The organism is Neisseria sp. P0021.S006, from assembly GCF_051956895.1.
Window position 1 is genome coordinate 1 of the sequence record NZ_JBQCWZ010000145.1, and the last position, 2,314, is coordinate 2,314.

General features: G+C 48.4%; 3 protein-coding genes. All 3 read right to left on the minus strand.

Going from position 1 to position 2,314, the window contains the following annotated elements; genetic code table 11:
* Window positions 1-562 (minus strand): CHASE3 domain-containing protein (locus tag ACTHUM_RS11710; RefSeq protein ID WP_440402941.1); only part of this gene is annotated, 562 nt, incomplete at its 3' end.
* 15 nt (window positions 563-577) lie between these two features.
* Window positions 578-1,255 (minus strand): two-component system response regulator MisR, encoded by a 678-nt coding sequence (misR, locus tag ACTHUM_RS11715; protein ID WP_003748666.1) that lies wholly within the window; start codon window positions 1,253-1,255, stop codon window positions 578-580.
* 207 nt (window positions 1,256-1,462) lie between these two features.
* Window positions 1,463-2,314 (minus strand): Wzy polymerase domain-containing protein (locus ACTHUM_RS11720; RefSeq protein ID WP_440402942.1); only part of this gene is annotated, 852 nt, incomplete at its 5' end.

The following is a 2,314-nucleotide window of genomic DNA, read 5'->3' on the forward strand; positions in this document are numbered from 1 at the left end:
TTTTAATAGGCTTGGTAATATTGTTGGCAAGGATGTATGCCATCAGCAGGCCGACGATGATGATGAAAGACAGAATAATAAATTCGTGCCAAATAGGCGAAAGCGGCAGGCCGGGAGTGAAGAGCGGGCTAGGGAGGCGTTGGGCCTGATGGTTGTCCCAGCCTTTAATGAAGAAGAGGTATTCTTCGCCGAAACGGTCGTATTCGATGTGTGCCAAATCAGATTCAGGATTATTGATGGCAAAAATACGGGCGCGTTCGATGGATAGGCTGTCGATATTGCGGCCTAAAATATCTTTTTTATCGTCGCCGGTAATCACATAAACGGCATTGGAAACCGGATTGTTTTTCCATTCAGAAAGAATTTCGCGCGCACCGCTGTCTCCGCGTGAGTTGAATGCGGAAACGATGCTGTTCATCAGTGTGGTTTCGATGGTGCGGCGTTGGTTGAATTGGTTTTCGGCGAGGGTGTTTTGTACCAGCCAAAATGAAAAACTCGCCACAAAGATTGCGCAGACGATAACTGCGCAAAATGTGGCGAAGATGCGTTGAAACAGTTTCATTGATCTGTTTAATCTTTAGTTTTTAACAAACAGGTAGCCTAAGCCGCGTACGGTTTGAATCAGGGAAGCATCGCCCAATTTGTGGCGGATGCTGGAGATGTGTACGTCGATGCTGCGGTCAAATTTAGCCAGTTTGCGGTCGAGTGCCTCGATAGACAGGGTCTCTTTGCTGACGACTTGTCCGGCGTGGCGCATCAAAACTTCGAGCAGGTTGAATTCGGTGCTGGTCAACTCGAGCGGAGTGTCTTTGATGCTGGCTTGGCGTTTGGCCGGGTACAAAACGACGTCGCTGACAGAAATGCTGTTAGGCGCGTTGTTTTGTTCGTTGCTGTGTTGCGCACGGCGTAGGATGGCGTTGATGCGGGCTAAGAGTTCGCGCGGTGTACATGGTTTCGGAACATAATCGTCCGCACCCATTTCCAAACCAATAATGCGGTCGATGTCGTCACCTTTTGCAGTCAGCATGATGATGGGTACAGTGCTTTGGGTACGTACGTTTTTCAATACGTCCAAACCGTTCATTTTAGGCATCATGGAGTCTAATACGACGACATCGTATTGTCCGGTCAGAATTTCTTGAACGCCGGCTTCGCCGTCAGGAACGCTGTGAACGTTGAGGCCTTCGGCAGTCAGGTATTCGGTCAGCAATTCGGTCAAGAGGGCATCGTCATCTACGAGTAATACGCGACTCATGGAATTTCCTTTTCGTGATTGTATGCGCCGTAGCACTAAATAGGCGGTGCGGCGATTAAAATAGAGTTGTATTCAATCTTAACATGCAATCTGCTTTTGTTGATAGCGTAATTTTCTGTGCTTTTGCGCTTTTTTGCATAGAAACTTGTCGCTCTTTACATTTTCAGACGGCCTGTAAGGACAAACTGACAATTGAGTGTGTTTTGTTTAGGGTTTATCACAAGATTTGGCAGTTTGGTGTTTCGGTGCATTGATGAAATCTTTGCAATCAGACAAAAGTTTGGGCAGTAGTGGGGCGAATGCCGGATGGCTGCGTATTTTGTCGGCGTAGAAATACATCATATAGGGGTAATAATATTGCACTGCCTGCATCCATTGCGCACCTTCTTCTTTTTTACCTTGTCGATAGAGGTAAAGGCCGACTTGGTAGGCGCTGGAGTAGGGGCGGTAGGTCAGGGCTTTGAGTGCGGCTTCTTCCGCCCATGGGCGGATGTAGGCATCGGTCGGGTCGGCACGTCTGCTCAAACTTAAATCGGCGTAATAGGCAAGCATGGGGCTTTCTTTGGAGAGCTGCTGCAAGCCGTCAATTTTGTTTTGAACTGTTTGCGGATCGTCGGTTTTCCCTACACGGCTATATTGGGTCAGATTTTGATATTCCCAGCTGAGGTTTGCCATGCCGATTAAAATCGATAAAGCAGCTATACCGCCTGTCCATTGTCTGATTCGGGTAGATAAAGGGCCGTCTGAAACATCTTTCGGATAAGAAGGTGTCAGCGACAGAATCAGGCTGAATACGGTAAGGAAGTAGATATACCAAAGCGGATATTCGAGCATGCTGTGGCAGAGGCTGACGGCGGCGGCAGTCAGCAAAAATAGGGAAGCCGGTGTTTGGTTGCGGCCTGATAGTCGCCATACGGCTGCAAGCAGGGTTAAGGTTGCCAGCAAGGTGCCGGCAATGCCCATTTCGGACAGCAACTGCATGACGATATTGTGCGAATGGGTAAACAGTACGCCGAGGATATTGTTGGGGAAATATTGTTGCTGGGCATTGATCAGAAA